Raw genomic sequence first — 18268 nt, 5'->3', positions numbered from 1 at the left:
TTGGGGGATTCTCCCCCAAATCTTGGTTTTTGTCCGACAGATGAGAACTCTTATCACCTTAACTGAACCGTATTGGGCTATTGCTACTTGAAAGCTCACTATTAATTAATAGATTGCTGCAAGAAGAGAAAGCTTGAGGTAAAGGCGTAATGAATACTACTGCCAGAAAAGATCTTCTGATGACCAACAAAACAGCTGAGACTCAATATCTAGTTGAAGATTTGCTGCGGGAACGCTGGAGTCCTTCGGCTTTCTCAGAGCAACCAGTGGAAACAGAAAAATTACGCACTGTTTTAGAAGCAGCAGGATGGGCAGCATCTTCTTACAACGAGCAACCGTGGAGTTATATTATTGCTACCAAAGACAATCCGGCAGAATTTCAACGTTTATTAGATTGCCTTGCAGAAGGGAATCAAGAGTGGGCGAAGAATGCGCCAGTTCTGATGCTGTCTGTAACCAAGCTTTACTTTGAGCGCAACGGCGTAGAAAATCGACATGCTTTTCACGATGTCGGCGCGGCCTCTGCAACTTTGGCGATCCAAGCAATGGCATTAGGGCTATTTATTCACCAGATGGCAGGATTTGATGTAACTAAAGCCAAACAAGTATACGGCATTCCAGATGGCTATGAGCCAGTTGCGGCGATCGCACTTGGCTATCTTGGAGATCCTGAAAACTTGTCGCAAAGGTTACAGCAACGAGAATTCGCCCCACGCCAGCGCAAACCCTTAGAAACATTTGTGTTCTCTGGCAGTTGGAACCAAGTCTCACCCTTAATCACAAGCCAAGGGAGATCCAATTTTTTAAATACCCAATAAATTTGTAGTGCGAGCGTCTGGCTCGCAGATGTTCAAAAGCGAGCAAGATGCTTGCACTACGAAAAAGATTAAAGACATTTGTACAGACGGCATTACTTGAAAATGAGAGGTATTCGTTGATGGATGCGTTTCTCAGCAAATATTCGCCATATATCTATGCAGTTTTGCGAATAGTTGTGGGGTTGATGTTCGCCATGCATGGGAGCCAGAAAATTTTTGGTATACCAGGCAACAAACCGACCGTGCCTTTGGTTTCATTGATGGGATTCGGTGGACTAATTGAATTGGTTGGCGGATTGATGATTGCTTTGGGGCTACTAGCTAGTTATGCAGCTTTCATTGCCAGCGGTGAAATGGCAGTTGCCTACTTTATGCTGCACGCTGCACAAGGTTTTCTGCCAATTGTTAATCATGGTGAGTTAGCTGTGCTTTACTGTTTCCTGTTTCTCTATATCGCGGCGCGAGGAGCGGGTGTTTGGAGCATAGATACACTAACTAGCAGGACGGGAGCGAAGTCTGCTGTCCAGAATTGAGAAGACAATTCTCCTACTAAGGTTGGAAGATTAATTGTTCAGTCCTAGTTAATAATTTATTGTTCGGCCCTAGCTAAAAAGTTACCAACTTATACCATTTTTAAAAAAGAACGCGACAGTAATAAGCTAACCCGCCTTTAAGTTGCATAATCCTTAACCTCAGAAAGACGCGGCGACGCGGAGAAAAGGAGACGCGGAGATGCAATTTTAATGGTTATTAGCTTACCAATTCCAGGAAAAAATGAGACAGATGCGTAGGTTGGGGAGCCACTCACGTGGGCGGGTTTCCCGACTTGAGTGAAGTGGCGTTTGAACTGTATGAAACCCAACAATTACAAGACTTTGAACTGTTGGGTTTCGTTCCTCAACCCAACCTACATCCACATCATATTTTTTGTGAAATGGTATCAGTAAGGGCAAGGCATCCATAATCTTTTGGTACATAAAATTATTTTACTGGTGCCATGCTCCTACAAAGAATTTATCTGCCGCAAACATTATTTGAATTGGTATTACGTCTAATTGATTCTGCCTGGGCAGTTGGAGGGTGAGTCAATGGAAACTCCTAAAATTAATAATTCTGCATTTAGAAGGCTTTCAGGACAGCAAGGGTTGTTGGTAGGGTTAGGGCTGGGTCTGGTCTTAGCTATTGGTGGGATGACTGTGTTTTCGCATTTTGGCAATCAGCGCTCAGCTGCTCCCTCTCAAAATGCTCCCGCAGCAAATGCTAAAAACTCGGCATTGCCAGTAAAAGTTCAGCAAATTGGCACTAGCACGACCGAAGAAAGTTCCGATTTTGTCGGAGCTTTAGAAGCACAGCAAAAAGTCACGCTACAGCCGCAAATTCAGGGGCGAATTGAATCAATTCTCGTCTCTAGCGGTCAGCGGGTACAAAAGGGAACGCCGATCGCATCTTTGAGTTTAGATCAGACTCAGGCTAATGTTGCTAGTTCCATCGCAGCAGCCAGTGCAGCGCAAGCGGGGTTAAAAACGGCTCAAGCACAGCTCCAACAAGCCCAGGCGCAACGTACTAAGGTTGCAGCCAATGTTCAACTTCAGCAGACACAATTTACTCGCACCCAACAATTAGTCACGGAGGGAGCGTTGGCAACACAGCAGTTAGATGTAGCCAGAAATAATTTACAAACTGCGATCGCGGATTTGCAAGCCGCAGATAAACAAGTTGCGGCAGCTGGTGCAGGAATTCGGCAAGCCCAAGCCAATGTACGCGCGGCTCAAGCAGGTACGGCTGCTGCCCGAGTCAACGTGAATCTCAAACGAGTGGTATCACCAATTACGGGCATAGTCGGTGAATTTCCAGTGAAAATTGGCGATTATGTCAACACCGGACAAACGATCACCACAATCACCCAAAACGATGCGCTGGATCTGAATCTCTCTGTACCTTCAAATCGCTTAAAGCAGCTGCGAATTGGATTGCCTGTGCAGTTAATCGATCCCACCACCCAGCAAGTGATTGGCACAGGTACGGTTAACTACATTTCTCCAAACGTAAGTTCTAATCAGCAGTCGATTTTAAGTAAGGCACGCTTTGCCAATTCCCAAGGGCGATTGCGCGATGGGCAATATGTCCAAGGGCGGATAATTTGGAATCGACAACCAGGGATATTGATTCCCACCGTTGCCATTTCTCGAATTGGCGGACAAAGTTTTGTGTTTGTCACAGAAAACAAAACTGTAAACGGCAAACCGCAGCAAATTGTGCATCAGCGTTTAGTGCGCCTCGGTGATATTCAAGGGTCCAATTATCAAGTTCTTGAGGGACTCAAACCCGGCGAAACTATCGTCACCTCTGGCATTCTCAAACTGAGAGAAGGCACACCCATTCAACCCCAATCCTAAATCCAGGACACTCGATCATGTCGATCGCGAACAACTTTATCAAACGCCCGGTGTTAACTACCGTTTGTACTTTAGTGATTCTGATTGTAGGATGCGTGTGTATTCCGCTACTACCACTCAATTATTTGCCAGATATTGCCCCGATTCGCGTTCAAATATCAGCTAACTATACCGGGGCAGATGTCTCAACGGTCGAGAGTGCAGTTACAACAACGCTAGAGCGACAAATTAATGGTGTCGAGGGTTTGCAGTACATGACCTCGAACAGTTCAGCGGGAAGTAGCCAAATCTCAGTATATTTTGGGGCACAGACTGATAAAAATATTGACCAAGTTAACGTGCAAAATCGCATCGCCAGGGCGACACCCCGCTTGCCAACGAGCGTGCAACAACTTGGTGTGACAGCGCAAACGGCTTCTACAAGCATTTTGTTAGTGTATACGTTTTATGCAGAAAATAATGAGTACGATCCCTTATTCATTAGTAACTATATTGACCTGAATTTGCGAGATCAACTGCTGAGAACCCCAGGAGTCGGCGATCTGACGATTTTTGGGGAAAAGCGCTATGCAATGCGACTGTGGCTCGATCCGAATGCCTTGGCGAGTCGGCAATTAACCGTGGCAGATGTATCGACAGCACTGCGATCGCAAAACATTCTCGCCGGAGCCGGAACTTTGGGTCAAGCGCCTATACCCCCTGGACAAAGCTATGAAATTCCGCTGCGGGTCAATGGTCAATTTCAAAATGCTGCGCAGTTTGATAACCTCGTCATCAAAGCAGGGAGTAATGGAGACTTAATCAAACTCAGGGATGTGGGTTATGCCGAACTCGGCTCGGAGACTTACGCCAGCAATGCAAGAAATAATGGCAAGCCGGCGATCGGGCTGGCTATTTATCAGTCACCAGGAAGTAATGCGCTAGATGTGGCGAGAAATATTGAAGCGCAGATGAATGACCTGATTAAAGACTTTCCACCAGGATTAAAAACCCAGATCGTTTACGATACCGTTGGGTTTGTGCAAGCTTCCCTCGAAGAAGTTGTGAAAACCCTAGTCGAAGCGATCGCTCTGGTTGTGTTGGTGATTTTTCTGTTTCTCCAAGACTGGCGTGCCACAATTATTCCTGTTGTTGCCATTCCTGTCTCGCTAATTGGCGCATTAGCATTTGCTTATGTATTTAGATTTTCATTAAATAATTTAACTTTATTTGGATTAATCTTAGCCACAGGATTAGTAGTTGATGACGCCATCATCGTTGTAGAAGCGATCGCCCGCAAAATTGAACAGGGAGTCAGACCTCTACAAGCCTCGTATGAAGCAATGGACGAACTGACTGGAGCCGTGGTTTCAACATCGCTGGTGTTGATGGCGGTGTTTATTCCAGTAGCATTTTTCCCAGGTTCGACCGGAAAAATGTATCAGCAGTTCGCGTTAGTGATTGCATTCTCCATCGCCATCTCGACGTTTAATGCGCTTTCGTTCAGTCCCAGTATGGCGGCGATTTTACTGCGTCCGCCCCAACCCAAACGCGGCCCGTTGGGCTGGTTTTTTAATAAATTTAATCAGATTTTGGCATGGATTATTGAAAAGTTTCTGGCGATCGTCAATTTTTTGATTCGTCTGCGTTATGCTGTCGTGGCATTGTTTGTCGTGGGTTTAGCTGGGACTTATTTTATGTTTACCCATGTGCCCACAGGATTTGTGCCCAATGAAGATCAGGGGATTGTGTTAGGCATTATTCAAGCTCCAGATGGAGTTTCCCTAGCTTATACCGATCAAGTAATTACAAAACTTGAACAAATTCTGCAAAAAGAGCCAGAAATTGATAACGTTTTTGCAACTTCGGGATTTGGTTTTGCAGGTAGTGGCTCAAATCGCGGTGTGTTTTTTGCCAAGCTGAAACCTTGGGAAGAACGCACTCAATCTAATCAAAGCGCGTCGGCAATTTTAGGGCGAATTAATGGCGCATTTCAAACAATCCCAGATGCGATTCTCACCGCAGTCAATCCACCACCTATTCAAGGCTTTAGTACCTTGGGTGGTTTTGAGTTACAGCTAGAAGACCGCACCAATGGGCGATTGACAATTGATGACTTTTTTGCCAATGCTCAAGCGGTGATTGCTCAAGCAAACCAGCAACCAGCCCTGGCTGGTGGTGTGTTTACACAGTTTACCGCCAGCACACCCCAATTTCAAATCGACTTCGATCGCAATCGTTTAGAAGCCCTCAACGTTGATTTTCAGGAAGCTGTGAATACATTGGGAGCCGCTATTGGCTCGCAGTACGTCAATGATTTTACCCTGGGACAGCAAAGCTATCGTGTTTATGTGCAAGCCGAGGGCAACTATCGGCGATCGCCAAATGATATAAATCAGCTGTATGTGCGATCAGCAAATAACCAAATGGTGCGCTTAAGTGAGGTGGCAAAACTTACACCCATTACAGGCCCCGCCGTTATCTCTCACTACAACGGCTTCCGCGCCATCGATATCCAAGGTAGAGAAGCGCAAGGCTACAGTAGCGGACAAGCAATCCAAGCAATGCAACAAGCAGTAACCGCAGTAGCCTTACCAGGCGTTGGTAGTGACTGGATTGGAACCGCCCGCGAAGAATTAACCGCAGGTAACTTGGGAATTCTGATTTTTGGCTTTGGGGTGATTATGGTGTTTCTCACCCTGGCTGCTCAGTATGAAAGTTACATTGACCCCGCAATTATTTTGTTAACCGTACCCTTAGCTTTGTTGGGTGCGTTAAGTGCGTTATCGTTGCGCGGTTTGGTGAACGATGTCTACGCCAACGTAGCTTTGGTAATGTTGATTGGACTCGCCTCGAAAAACGCAATTTTGATTGTTGAGTTTGCCAATCAAGCCTTTGAACAAGGCATGACAATTCCCAAAGCCGCTTTAACCGCCGCCCAAGAGCGATTTCGACCGATTGTCATGACCTCCAGTGCCTCATTGCTGGGATTTTTCCCCCTAGTCGTCGCCTCAGGAGCCGGTTCAGCCTCACGCTGGTCGTTGGGAACCGCATTGTTTGGTGGACTACTCGTGTCCACAGTTTTGAGTTTGCTGATTGTGCCAGTGTTGTATGTGATCGTTAAGAATTTAGAAGAACGCTTCTTAAAGCGCAAAACTTCTCATCAAGCCAAACCGCCTACCTCAGATAAACAGGAGGATAAACAAGCAACAGCGATGGTTGGGACGCAAGCTGGCGATGAGCGTGCGTCTAATGATTCCAAGTAATAGACTTCTTGTAAAAATCTGTACAAGAAAATTGGTGTGCCACTAGGAAATAAGTTGAGGAAATTCAACCACGGATGAACACAGATAAGCACCGATATTTATCTGTGTGCATCTGTGTTTATCTGTGGTTCAATATCATAAAATTCAAATTATCCAAAACGTTGATATTACAAGAGTTAAAGATTAAGCTCCGGCTTGGAAATACACTGAGACAATGAAAGTGTACCCTGATCAACTAGCAGGGGTATTGAGCATCGGAGTAAAGCAAATGAACGCCAAACTGATCGCTTTCTCTGGTATTGTGACCGCATTATTGGGTGCTGGAATTGGTTTTATTATTGCTTATTTACTTCCTTGCCCGTATACGAGTCAAATGTATAAAGATTTGGAGCAAAAATACGCCATTATTGGTGGAGTTGCTGGCTTGCTAATTGGCTCTAGTCAGGAAATGATTCGAGAACTGAAGCAAGAGCGGGATGCGGAAGAAGACTTACTGCGGGATCTGGACAAAGCCATTCGCTCAAGTACAGATAAAGAAAAGTACTAATCAAGGCTTTAATTATTTGTCTTAACCGATCGCTTGAAGCAATTGGACAATTGCCTGCACTAACTCCTCTGGATCAACAGGCTTGGAGATATGCATCTGAAATCCGGCGGCTAAGGCTTGTTGCTGATTGATTTCTCCGGCATAAGCAGTCAGTGCGATCGCAAGAAGGTTTCCTCCCTGTTCAGGTGACCAGTTTCTAACTTGCTGAATTAGTGAATAGCCATCCATTTCTGGCATCCCAATATCACACAGTAACAAATGGGGGATAGACTGATTTAATAAAGTTAATGCCTGTAGTGCTGAAGCAGCTGTTCTAACTTGTGCGCCAGATTCGGTGAGGATAAATTCTGCCAACTCCCGCATATCTGCATCATCATCGACAACCAATATTTGAATCCCTGTTAGTTGTGTCACATTTTCTAAGTGGGTGTCATTAGAAGATAGTTCTGGCTCGACAACGTTTAACGGTAGCCGGACAGTAAATGTTGCCCCTAAATTTTGTCCTGAACTATCTGCATGAACTGTTCCGCCATGCAGTTCAGTTAAATGGCGCACGATTGCCAGTCCCAATCCCAACCCGCCGAATTTTCTGGTTCTAGTACTGTCTTCTTGGCGGAAGTATTCAAATACATGAGGTAAAAACTCCGGGGTAATGCCAATTCCTGTGTCTTTGACTTGAATTTGAGCATACATACCAACCTGCTCTAGTTGCACCTCAACTCTTCCTTCAGATGGTGTAAACTTCACCGCATTGGAGAGCAGGTTCCAGACAACTTGTTGTAGGCGGTTGGCATCGCCGGAAACGCTTCCGGAAATCGAGTTGAATTTAGTCTGGATATGAATGCTTTTGGCTTCTGCTGACAGTCGTACCGTTTCTAAGGCTGCTTCAATTATTGCAGCTAAATTAACTGGTGCAACATTTAACGTCATTTTTCCTTGGAGGATGCGGGAGACATCCAACAAATCCTCAATTAATTGCGCTTGTAGCTTGGCGTTGCGCTCGATTGTTTCTAAGGCTAGGTCGGTTTTTGCCGCATCTAGGCGCTTACCTCGGAGCATTTTTGTCCAACCGAGAATCGGATTCAGGGGCGATCGCAATTCGTGGGATAGCACCGCCAGAAATTCGTCTTTAATCCGGTTAGCGGCTTCTGCTTTGGCGCGATCGCGTTGAGCTAGCAGATACAATTGCGCATTGTCGATTGCTAAGGAAGCACGGCGAGCTAGTTCTTGGGCTAATTGCAAATTGCTCTGGTTGTATCGTTGCCCAGACTCGGCTGAAATAAAGGTAATGACACCGAGAATGCGTGCTTGGGTTTTTAGCGGCACTGTCATTACAGATTTGAACCCTACTTGGCGTAAAATTTCTAAATGTTCTGGGTCACGGGCTGCTTGTACGAGCAATTCATCGGGAATATCTGGGATAATATCTGACTCCCCAGTTCGCAAAGTCAATGCAGCACCCCGTTGCGCATTCGGGTCTAGAGGATATTTCTGTCTAATTTGATCTGCCCATTCTAGTTTGGCAGGATCGATGTGAGCTACTGCAATCTGCTCAATCGAACCATCTTCTGCAATCATGTGCACTGTACACCAATCTGCCAACTCAGCTACTGCCAATTGTGCCACTCGTTCCAAGGTGGTTTGATAATCGAGGGAAGAGGCTAGGACTGCACTCGCCTCTGCCAGAAAGCGTTGACTACGCTCTAAGCATACTTGCTCTGTCACGTCTAAGACATAGACTAAAACTTCTTTTACCTGATGGTTGGAGTTTGTAGTTGGCAGATAGTAAACATTGTAGTAACCAGGAAAGCGTAGACGCGTAGCGGCTTGTCGTGAGACATCGCTGCGTCCAGGAACTTTAAAAGTAAAATTTGGTGAGATGAAAGGATTTCCTGTAGTGTAAATTTCGTGAAAAATTTTAACTAAATTGGGATCGGATTGACCAAAAAGTTCAGGAATTGAATACCCTAAGTGTTGTTCGCGGGTTAGTCCATTAATTTCGGCCAATGCTTCATTAAGAGCAATAAATCGCTGCTCAGCATCTAATAGGGCAATTCCCACCGGAGAGGTTTCAAAAATTGTTGCTAGTTGATTTTGTGCAGCTTCTGCTTGATTGCGGGCAATGCGTTCGCGTTCTAGCAATTGTTCCCGTTCTTGTTCAGCTTGCTTGCGCTCTGTGATGTCAATAACAGCGCCGATTGAGTGTTTGGGACTTCCCTGAGAATCGTAGGTAAATTTTCCTCTCGCTTCTACCCAGTGAATTGAGCCATCTGACCAACGCAAACGATATTCGTGATGATACTCTTTTTTCTCCGTGATGGCTTGCTGAAATTTCGCCCTCGTTTCAACTAAATCATCAGGGTGCACCTGATTTGCCCATGCTTTATAACTGGGTTTACATCTATGCGATTGCAGACCTAAGATGGTGAAGTGTCCTTCTGACCAGATGAGTGTGCGAGTCTGCATATTCCAGTTCCAGGTTCCCATGCGTCCGACCTTAAGCGCAACTTGCAGGTGAGCTTCACTTTCCCGTAATTCCTCTTCCGTGCGCGATCGCTCTACGGCTAACCAGGTTTTTTGCGCAATTCGCTCCATCAGTACCACTTCTTGGTCTGTCCAATGGCGAGCAGAGATATGATGCAACACAAATAGCGCCACAAATCGCCCTTCTTTCACCAAGGGAACACACAGCAGAGATTTTGTCTGAATGGCATCAAAGGCAGCTGCTCCAGATCCCGCAGTTCGAGGATCGGTATCGACATCATCGACGACGATTGTTTTACCCTGCTTAAGTTGAGCAATGATTTCCGGGCCAAAGGAATCCATTTGGTGACTACCCGCGACACTAATTACATCCTTGCAATAGTCGCGATCGACAATGACATATTCCTGCGTAGAATCAATTTCACCATAGGTACAGCGAGTCACCTGGAAGTGTTTTCCTGTAGCACAAACTACCCGCCACATAATTTCCTGCGAGTTTTGAATCGCACGCATCGCATCATTCAATTCGATTAAAAATTGCTGCTGTTGCTCTTTTTGCTGAAGCTCTTCGAGTAGAGCTTCCACCTGTTGACGCACCCTTACCTGTGCGGTTACTTCAATTCCATGTATAAGAATACTGTTAATCTCACCTTCGACATTTCTCAGCGGGAGAAAAGTGAGATTGAAAAATCCTTCGACTAATTTGCCATCGATCTTCGCATCCCAGCGAGTCAAATACTCATCTCCGCGAATCATCTCTCCAGTTTGATAAACATGGTCATGAATTTCAAAAAATTCCTGGTCTTCCATATCTGCAAAAGCTGCTCGTGCTGTTTTGCCAATGATGGCTTCGGAACGTCCAAAAATTTTCAAAAAGGTGGAGTTAGCTAATTCAAAGACGTGATCGGGGCCTGATAAAACCGCAAACATCGCCGGAACCTGCATCAGAATTTCTCTCAGTCGCTGGCGTTCGCTTTCTGCTAACCGTCGGGCAACTTGTTCTCGTTCTAACAGGCGATCGCGCTCTGCTTCAATTAGTTTACGCTCTGTGATATCAACTGAAACGCCAGTTATGCGAACTCCCCGCCCAGTTTCATCGAGATAAACTTGTCCTTGGCTATTGAGCCAGCGCACAGCACCGTTTGGCGCAATTACCCGATACTCCTGCTTGTAGGAAGGTTCTCCAGAGATCGCCATTTCCGCCGCTTGGATCATCCGTTGGCGATCGTCTGGATGAATCAAAGCAAAAAAGTCTTCTGTTTTCCCTACATAAATACCCCAAATTTCTAACGCATTGGGCGAACACAGTACATGATGCGTAATTAAATCCATGTCCCAAGCGATCATTTGAGCAGACGACAGCGCCAGCTGTAAGCGATCTTCGGTTTGCTGCAAGTTTTCTTCAATCTGCTTGAGTCGAGTCACATCCTGAAACATACAAATGCCAATGGCAGGATGTCCATACATTGCTGGCAAGGTTTCTCCCCAGCAAAGGGTTGAGCGAATACCACCTGGCGTGTGCCAGTTCACTTGATGATTTTGTATCTGTTCTCCCCGTGCTATCAATACCGCAGGCATTCTTTCTGTGGGAATGCGATCGCCATTGACATCGGTGCAGTAGTAGCTATCAGGATATTCCTCAATAGATTTGTTTTTTGGGAAGTCGCCACCTGCCAATTCATTGGCAATCCGGTTGGAAAAGGTGATTTTTGCCGTGACTGGTTCAATAAACACCATTGGCGTTGGCATCAAATCCAACACAGTTTCCAACCACTTCTGCTGGTTTTCTAAAGCTTCAGCTTGCTGTTGCAGGGCTGCTTCAGCCTGCTTGCGTTCTGTGACATCACGAAAATAAACTGCCACACCTTCAGCATAGGGATAAGCATTGACTTCTAACCAACGCTCAATTGGTTGTCCAAGCTCTTCCCATGAAACAGGTACTTGTTCTACCACAGCTCGATGCAATTGATGGTATGCAATACTACCCACTTCACTAGGAAATACTTCGTTCCAAACTTGTTTGCCAATCAGTTCCTCTGGCTGTTTTTGCAAAATTAGAGTAGCTGCTCGATTCACATAAGTGTAGCGCCAGTTACTATCGAACGCAACAAAGGCATCCGTAATGCTTTCCAGAATCGTTGTCACCTGGCGCTCAGTTTCTTGAGCAGTCAGGAGTTGGCAGTGCTGTTGCTGAATTTGTGTAGCTTCAGTCATATCCCGGCTGATGACTACAACTGATATCGGCATTCCCTCAGCATTCAATTCTGGCACCAACTGAGCTTGATAAAACCTTACCCCAAATGGGGTTTGAAATTCAAATTCAATCTCCTGTTCTTGAGCAGTTGCAAACACTTGACGTAAATGCTCTTCCCAAAACAGGTAAATTGGATCTGACATAAATTCAGACATGGATTTACCCAGTAGAGCATCCCGTGAAAGTCCCAAAGCTTGCTCGACAGCTCGGTTGGCATAGAGGTAACGAATTTGCAAATCGAAGCGAGCGATCGCATCTGGAACATTTTCCAGTAGAGTTTCTAACTCTTGTTTCTGATGTTGCAAAGCGGCGATCTCTTGCTGCTCAGTATTTTCATTAAAATTTTGTTCGCTTCCCAAGCTGCGAGCAACCTGTTCAATTACTTCCGAACGAGAAATCCCGCGCTTTTGAGCCTCCTCATCAAGCAATTGCCACGCTGTACTGGTAAGAGATAGGCTAACTCGTTGTTTCGGTTCTGAATCCCAATTACTCACAAACTTACCAGCGGCATCACGCTTCATGTATATTTATCCGTATGCATACACGGTCTTTTCTATTCAATCCGAGTTATGTCCTAATCAGGATCTTCCTTAAGGCTGAGGTTTTGCCTCAAAGGGGAGTGTGAGGAGAAATGGGACAAGGAGGATAGGGAACAGGGGAGGAAAGAAATACTTATTGCCTATTGCCTAATGCCCACTTGCCCAATGCTCCATGCCCAGCTTAACGATTGACAGTGCTCATATCAGGATAGCGATCGCCTGCTACGATACCTTTGGGTGCAACTGCTTCCAGTTGATTTAAATCTTCTGGAGTCAGGTTAATCTCGCTGGCTGCAACGTTTTCTTCCAAATAAGCGCGGCGTTTTGTGCCGGGAATGGGGACAATGTCCTCGCCTTGAGCTAAAAGCCATGCTAAAGCAAGCTGAGTCGGAGTTATACCTTTTTGATTGGCAATTGCTTTGACTTTTTCGACTAATTGCAGATTCTTAGAGAAATTCTCACCTTGAAAGCGAGGCGAATTTCTGCGATAGTCATCAGGTGCAAGGTCATCTGGGCTGGCGATCGCACCTGATAAAAAACCACGTCCTAGTGGACTGTAAGGCACAAAGCCAATTCCCAACTCTCGCACTGTGGGCAAAATTTCATCTTCTGGATCGCGGCTCCACAGGGAATACTCTGTTTGCAGTGCCGTAATTGGGTGAACTGCATTTGCCCGCCGAATCGTCGCCGGAGCAGCTTCGGAAAGTCCTAAATAGCGCACTTTGCCTTGCTGCACTAATTCTGCCATCGCTGCCACAGTGTCTTCAATGGGGACAGTGGGATCGACTCGATGTTGATAGTAGAGGTCGATTACCTCGACTCCTAGACGTTTGAGCGAAGCATCACAAGCTTGATGCGCATATTCCGGTTTACCACTGATACCTTGCCACCCGCCATCTTCAGTACGGACATTGCCAAACTTAGTTGCAAGCACTACCCGATCTCGACGGTCTTTGATTGCCTTACCAACTAACTGTTCATTGGTAAATGGGCCATACATATCTGCGGTGTCCAGAAAGTTGATTCCCAGTTCCAAAGCACGGTGAATAGTGGCGATCGCTTCTTGTTCATCACGTCCACTGTAAAACTCAGACATCCCCATGCAACCAAGCCCTAGCTCAGAAACTTCCAGCCCTTGTTTACCAAGTTTTCTAGTTTTCATTCCATAATCTCCTTAACCAATAAATTATCTGTTGCTTACAGAAGGTTATTTACTCGATCAAACTGTACTTATACCGATTCAAAAAATGTTTGCGACAAATTTCAAATTGGTATTAAAATGGATACTCGCGTGGAGTATGCTGGACAGTAATCCAGTGGTCGGTAGTAAACTCCTCAATCGCCCAATTTCCACCAAAGCGTCCAATCCCGCTATTCTTCTCACCACCAAAGGGAGCGTTTGGTAAGTCGTTTACCGTCTGGTCGTTGATATGGGTCATCCCTGCTTCCATCCCCAGCGCGAACCGTAGTCCCCGTCCCTCGTCGCGAGTAAACACTGCACTCGATAAGCCATACTCGGTGTCATTTGCAACTTGCAATGCTTCCACCTCACCGCGGACTTTAATAATTGAAGCGATGGGTCCAAACATCTCCTCCCGCGCTACCGACATCTGATTATTAACATCCACAAACACGTGTGGAGGTAACATCAATCCTTGCGGATCGCCACCAAGCAGTTGACGAGCACCTTCCTGACGCGCTTGCTGAATATGTTTGAGCAGTGAGTTTAACTGAGCTTCATCGATAATCGGCCCGATCAAAGTATCAGGGTCATGCGGATCGCCCATCTTCAAATTACGAACGCGATCGACAAAACGCTCTACAAATTCATCATGCACTTGCTCATCGACAATTAGCCGATTAATACTCATGCAGATTTGTCCTTCATTCAAGAATTTACCAAACACGGCTGCATTTACCGCCAGTTCTAGATCGGCGTCGTCTAAAACAACTAGCGGGCTGTTACCGCCAAGTTCCAGGGAAACTCGCTTCATAATGGGACTAGACATCGCTAATTCCCCAATATGCCGACCTGCTTTGGTCGAGCCTGTAAAAGTAATCACTCGCGGGATTGGGTGACTGACAAACGCATCACCAATCTCACGGGCTGGGCCTGCAACAACGTTGAGAACACCAGCAGGAAGTCCGGCTTCTTCAAAGATTTTGCCAAAAATGAGACCGCCAGAAATGGGAGTATTTGAGGGTGGCTTCAGCACGACTGCATTGCCCAGCGCCAACGCAGGGGCGACTGAGCGATTGGCGAGGTTAAGCGCAAAGTCCCAAGGGCTGACTACCCCCACTACCCCGACAGGGCGGCGATATACCCGGCTTTCCTTACCTGGGATGTCAGATGGAAGAATGCGCCCCTCAGCACCATAGGGAGCCGAAACTGCCTGTTCCATAACATCACGCGCCGCTTTCCATTCCAGCATTGCCTTCTTACGTGGGCTACCCGCTTCCCGAATTGACCAAGAAATAATCTCTTCACGACGAGTATCCATAATTTCGGCTGCCCGACGCAAGATCAGCGATCGCTCACTTGGTAATGTCTGGGCCCACGCTACTTGAGCACGCTGGGCTGTTTGATAAGCATCTTCAAGATCGCGTTTATCAGCTGCCGGAATTTCTAGAATTACTTGTTGACGGTACGGATCGATTGGTCGCAGTTTGTGTTCAGATCGGCCTGCAACCCAACGTCCACCGATAAATAGACGATCAAATCCCGTGTAGGGAACGGGTGCACTGGCAGTATCGGTCGTTCCGCTTGGAGTCGTTGCTGTCATCGAAAAAGCCTCATGATTGGTTTGAGTTCGGGTGCGGCCTGCTTATGTATGCACTCAATCAGACGTATTTCATCAAAATTTAATTAATCACGGTCTGTTATAACTGCGATCGCAGTTGTGTTTCATCTTCCTTATGGTTCAGGAAAATTACTGGCTGACTTCAAAACAGCAAACAACAACTTAACCCTTACTGCATACATCCTAAATTGTCATCAACATTTTGGCTTCTCCCGTCTATTCGCAATCGCATCAGAAACTGTGCCTTTAGGAAGTGATAGTGAACTTTTCTCTATGTTTGAATTGGCTCACAGCTATATGTGCTTAAGCAATAGCTGGCATAAAAGGAGAAAAGATGTCACAAAGTACGTCAAATTCAGAAATGCTCTACCGAGTTCTCGGCAGTACAGGAGAGAGAGTTTCCGCGATCGGACTGGGTGGTTGGCACATCAGCTTAAAACACGTTGATGAGCAACTAGCTATGCGGATTGTGCGTACAGCAATTGATCGTGGCATCACCTTTATGGATAACTCTTGGGATTACAATGATGGGGCTAGCGAGATTCGCATGGGAAAAGCGCTCCGCGATGGCTACCGAGACAAAGTTTTTCTGATGACGAAAATCGATGGCAGATCCAAGAAAGAAGCAGCAAGGCAAATAGACGAATCTCTTCAACGTCTGCAAGTTGATTGCATCGATCTCGTCCAGCACCACGAAATCATCAGGTACGAAGACCCGCATCGAGTTTTTGATGAAGAAGGAGCGAATGCTGCCTTTATTGAGGCGCGTGATGCTGGCAAACTCCGCTACATCGGCTTCACAGGGCACAAAGACCCGCATATTCATCTGCATATGCTAGAAGTTGCAGCTAATTACGGTTTTAAATTTGATACAGTGCAGATGCCGCTGAGTGTCATGGATGCACACTACCGCAGCTTTGAAAAGCTGGTTGTACCAGAATTAGTTAAACAAAACATTGGCGTTTTGGGGATGAAAAGCATGGCAAACGGTATTCTGTTAAAGTCAAATACTGCCACGCCAATTGAGTGTTTACACTATGCCTTGAATCTGCCCACATCGGTTGTCATTACGGGAATGGACAGCATGGAGATTCTCGAGCAAGCCTTTGAAGCAGTGCGGACATTCCAGCCAATGGATGAGCAACAGGTGCGATCGCTCTTAGCAAAAACAGCCAAAGCAGCATCACGCGGCGAATTTGAGCCATTCAAAACCACATCAGTTTACGATGGTACTGCCGAGAATCCAGATTGGTTGGGAAAGGAACCACAGCGCATCCAGCAATTGAAGCAAGCGTAATCAACAGCTGTTATGCAAGAGCTAGCGACACCCAGTTTCACTCTCAGTTAATCGTAACTTACACATTTCAGGAAGTATTTCAGAGCTACAGATTTCTCTTAATACATTTGCGACAATCCTACGTACCCAAGAATCAGGATCGTGCAAAGCTTGAATCAATGGTGCTACCGTCTGGCTATCTTTGATTTCTCTTAAAGCTGGACTTCCCCCAGCAAATATACCTACACAGGCTCAAAAGCCTATCATTGCATGGGTTTAAATTGTTGAGCAAAATTTCTGTAGCCATGTAGGTCATTCACGCCTTCAAGCGATCGCCAATTATATTGAATCTACAATGTTCTGCGCGATCACCAAAACGGCTATTGCTTAGACATGGGTACAGTTTTTTAAGTCAACAATTGAAACCTTTAATTGGTATAGTTTTTAGAGATTTTAGTACATTTGTATGGGGGAAGTCCAGGTTAATGTATCACCCTGCATTGGCAATGCATCGCCCTACATTGTTAATGTATCGGCTGACATAAGATTTACTTTATAAATGGTCTCTTACCGACGAGATATCATGCATGAAAATCCAAGATGATTCCATCCTTTGCACGCATATATAGTACAGGTGTGGCAAAGTCGCGTTGATTTAATCCGACTTCTTGAGAGATAGCGTTGCGGGTTGTTTGAATAGCAGTATCTACAGGATAGCCCAAAGCCAGGGTGCGGTAAAATTCATCAGCAAAAATCTTGGCGGTGGTGTCAAAGATAGAATATTGCATCGCAACTACCGCAGGGATTCCCCGTTGTACTAGATTGGGTGCGATTCCGGTAAAGATTTGCTGTTCTGATACCTCTGCGCCTTGACAGGAATTGAGTACAGCTAACCCCAAACTGCGGTAGCCTAAGAAGAAGTTGGCGAAACTTTCTTCATCCATCAATTTAGCTTGCTTATTGTCATCTTGCAGCGCAATGTAGCCTTTGTTGTCTTTAAAAACACCGTGCCCGATGAAGTGGAATATATTGTAGGGTTTTTCGCGTAGCTTTTGATTAATGTTGCGGGTGGTAGCTTCTTGGATAATATCTAATTCTATTTGACCTGCTTTGATGTGTGTTTCCAGGGCTGAGTTAATCAGCGTTGCTTCGCTAGTTGCGTCTAATGTAGCTAAGTCAGTAGGAGATGAAATGACGAGTAGCACTTTTAGGGGTAACTTAGCGGTTATGATATCGCGTTTTAGCAGAGGAACATCAATATACCGAGAAAGCACTGTTTGGATGTTGTTTCCTAAAAAGGTATTGGTTTCTGCGTCATAGAGGAATTCCCAGGGGAGTGCGGCTAATTGCGGAGATTGAAATATTAAGCGCAAACGAACGCTTTCTTCATTTGCTTGTGCCCCTGCCATTGTGGCATGGAAGCGAGCGTTAATTTGGTTGGGAAAAAGCGCTTTGTAAAGTTGGGTTCCTAATCTTTTGAGTAACTTATCATTTGTCCTGTTAAACTCAATCAGTTCTAAGGTTAGTTCAATTTCGTTCATGTCTAAGCGTAATTCACTCGAAGCATCACCTTGTTCTGAAGAGGCGCGAATTTGGTGATTTTTATCAACTAATATTTGAAAATCTTGGTATTTCATAGTTTCTGATTCTGGTTGAGTTGTGTTTTCAATTGAGGCAGAATGAAAAATTTCATTGTTATAAAACATGTAACGCTCTTGAATCTTTGAAATGGCATAATTTGCACTGTCTACGCCAGTTAATCGTAACTGCCACATTTCAGTAAGTATTTCAGAGCTACAGATTTCTCCTAATGCATCTGCGACAGTTCTACGCACCGAAGAATCTTGATGATTCAAAGCATCAATCAATGCAGCTACCGCCTGGCTATCTTTGATTTCTCCTAATGCA

General features: G+C 45.5%; 11 protein-coding genes. 7 read left to right on the top strand and 4 right to left on the bottom strand.

The features are described 5' to 3' along the window. Nucleotides 1–179 precede the first annotated feature (179 nt). The 6 genes from BV375_RS01280 (at nt 180) to BV375_RS01255 (ending at nt 7006) form a co-directional block, all read left to right on the top strand. Nucleotides 180–818: a nitroreductase family protein gene (locus BV375_RS01280; RefSeq protein ID WP_086756442.1), complete on the top strand. Its 639-nt coding sequence runs from the start codon at nt 180–182 to the stop codon at nt 816–818. A 119-nt stretch (nt 819–937) separates the two neighbouring features. Beyond that, nucleotides 938–1351, top strand: coding sequence for a DoxX family protein (locus BV375_RS01275; protein ID WP_086756440.1), 414 nt, complete (start codon nt 938–940; stop codon nt 1349–1351). A 275-nt stretch (nt 1352–1626) separates the two neighbouring features. Beyond that, entirely contained in the window at nt 1627–1782 is a 156-nt protein-coding gene (locus tag BV375_RS36455) for a hypothetical protein (RefSeq protein WP_166507344.1), read from the top strand. A 124-nt stretch (nt 1783–1906) separates the two neighbouring features. Continuing rightward, on the top strand, nt 1907–3214 hold the full coding sequence (locus BV375_RS01265) for an efflux RND transporter periplasmic adaptor subunit (RefSeq protein ID WP_243713804.1): 1308 nt from the start codon (nt 1907–1909) through the stop codon (nt 3212–3214). 17 nt (nt 3215–3231) lie between these two features. Beyond that, the gene (locus BV375_RS01260) at nt 3232–6459 is read left to right on the top strand and encodes an efflux RND transporter permease subunit (RefSeq protein WP_086756431.1); all 3228 of its coding nucleotides are present in this window, start codon (nt 3232–3234) and stop codon (nt 6457–6459) included. A 268-nt stretch (nt 6460–6727) separates the two neighbouring features. Further along, the gene (locus BV375_RS01255) at nt 6728–7006 is read left to right on the top strand and encodes a hypothetical protein (protein ID WP_208099032.1); all 279 of its coding nucleotides are present in this window, start codon (nt 6728–6730) and stop codon (nt 7004–7006) included. A gap of 21 nt (nt 7007–7027) precedes the next feature. Here BV375_RS01255 and BV375_RS01250 read toward each other — a convergent pair whose 3' ends face one another. The 3 genes from BV375_RS01250 to BV375_RS01240 all read right to left on the bottom strand — a co-directional run bounded on the left by BV375_RS01250 (nt 7028) and on the right by BV375_RS01240 (nt 15066). Further along, nucleotides 7028–12265: a PAS domain S-box protein gene (locus BV375_RS01250; protein WP_086756429.1), complete on the bottom strand. Its 5238-nt coding sequence runs from the start codon at nt 12263–12265 to the stop codon at nt 7028–7030. Nucleotides 12266–12464: 199 nt separating this feature from the next. Beyond that, complete coding sequence (locus BV375_RS01245) at nt 12465–13445, bottom strand: aldo/keto reductase (protein ID WP_086756426.1); 981 nt, start codon at nt 13443–13445, stop codon at nt 12465–12467. A 112-nt stretch (nt 13446–13557) separates the two neighbouring features. Continuing rightward, nucleotides 13558–15066 (bottom strand): aldehyde dehydrogenase family protein, encoded by a 1509-nt coding sequence (locus tag BV375_RS01240; RefSeq protein ID WP_086756423.1) that lies wholly within the window; start codon nt 15064–15066, stop codon nt 13558–13560. Nucleotides 15067–15418: 352 nt separating this feature from the next. Here BV375_RS01240 and BV375_RS01235 point away from each other — a divergent pair, with 352 nt between their 5' ends. Next, nucleotides 15419–16381 carry an aldo/keto reductase gene (locus BV375_RS01235; RefSeq protein WP_086756421.1) on the top strand — a complete coding sequence of 321 codons (963 nt, stop codon included), beginning with the start codon at nt 15419–15421 and terminating at the stop codon, nt 16379–16381. A 560-nt stretch (nt 16382–16941) separates the two neighbouring features. Here BV375_RS01235 and BV375_RS01230 read toward each other — a convergent pair. After that, nucleotides 16942–18268: CHAT domain-containing protein (locus BV375_RS01230; RefSeq protein WP_143841931.1), on the bottom strand; the 1327-nt coding region annotated here is incomplete at its 5' end.

The organism is Nostoc sp. 106C, from assembly GCF_002154725.1.
Lineage (GTDB): Bacteria > Cyanobacteriota > Cyanobacteriia > Cyanobacteriales > Nostocaceae > Aulosira.
The sequence above is the reverse complement of the archived record's forward strand: the minus strand, read 5'-3'. Positions and strand labels throughout refer to the sequence as shown.